This is a genomic window from Pseudorhizobium xiangyangii (assembly GCF_020531965.1).
Taxonomy (GTDB): domain Bacteria; phylum Pseudomonadota; class Alphaproteobacteria; order Rhizobiales; family Rhizobiaceae; genus Neorhizobium; species Neorhizobium xiangyangii.
This window is the reverse complement of the sequence record NZ_JAJAWH010000098.1, coordinates 1-1,111: the sequence shown is the minus strand read 5'-3', so window position 1 is coordinate 1,111 and position 1,111 is coordinate 1. Positions and strand designations below refer to the sequence as shown.

The window sequence follows — 1,111 nt, the reverse complement described above, 5'->3', positions numbered from 1 at the left end:
GGCAGATTCCATTTTCAAATGCAACGTAGAGAATAATGGCCATGGTTTCAGGAGGATGGAATGGCCCGCTCTTTTGTGCAGTTGAGTATGGACGAACGCCGCGTCATCGCGCGGATGCATGAGAAGAAATTCAGTCAGGCTGAGATCGCACGTACTCTTGGCCGAGACCGCGCGACGATCTGCCGTGAACTGCGAAGGAATTTCTGGTGCGATCGTGACGTTCCGATCGCGCAAGGTTATTGGCATGTGACGGCACAACAGATGGCCGTTGATCGCCGCAGGCGGTATCGCAAACTGTTGCGCGATCCGCACCTGTGTGCCGCTGTGGTTGATCGCTTGAAGGAAGGCTGGTCGCCGGAACAGATCTCTGGACGCCTGAGGCTTGTCGGCGGATCGTCTGTCCGATTGAGCCACGAGACGATTTATCAGTATGTCTATTCTCCCGAAGGCCAGGATCAGCAACTTGCCCGTTATTTACCAGAGCGACGGCGAAAGCGACGTCCCAGATATGCGCGAAAGCCGAGAAGCCTTGTCTTCCCGGTGGCATGCGCCATTCGCAACAGGCCGGACTGCATAAACTCCCGCAGCCAATTCGGCCACTGGGAAGCGGATCTGATGATCTTCAGGAAGGAGCACGGATCCGCAAACATTGCCACCGTGGTCGAGCGTAAGAGCCGCTATACGGTTCTGTTCCGCAACAACGACCGGCGGTCGAAGCCGATCATGAACCAGTTGATCAGCCATCTCGCTCCCCTACCCGCGCAAGCCCGGCAAAGCCTGACGTTCGACCGAGGCCTGGAGTTCATCTCGTGGCGCGAGCTGCAGATCGGCATGGGGACGTCTGCCTGGTTCTGTGACCCGCAAGCGCCGTGGCAGAAAGGCACGGTCGAGAACACGAACAAGCGGGTCCGCCGCTATCTGCCGTCGGAGACCATTGTGTTGGATGTGAGCAATCAGGAGATCCGCTCTTTGTGTGATCGGCTCAACGATACGCCGCGCAAGTGCTTGGGGTTCCAGACACCGAAGGAGATCTTCAGCCGGCATCTATTGGATATGGAGAGCAAGCTCATGTAGATTTCCCGCCAGCGTTGCATTCAATCTGGAACCAGCA

General features: G+C 57.1%; 1 protein-coding gene. It reads left to right on the top strand.

Features of this window, described 5'->3' with window-relative positions; genetic code table 11:
* Positions 1-60: 60 nt before the first annotated feature.
* The gene (locus LH464_RS24355) at positions 61-1,074 is read left to right on the top strand and encodes an IS30 family transposase (RefSeq protein WP_226788975.1); all 1,014 of its coding nucleotides are present in this window, start codon (positions 61-63) and stop codon (positions 1,072-1,074) included.
* Positions 1,075-1,111 lie beyond the last annotated feature (37 nt).

Coding starts and splice junctions, on each gene's coding strand:
- LH464_RS24355 (WP_226788975.1), top strand. CDS start 61: ATGGCCCGCTCTTTTGTGCAGTTGAGTATGGACGAACGCCGCGTCATC.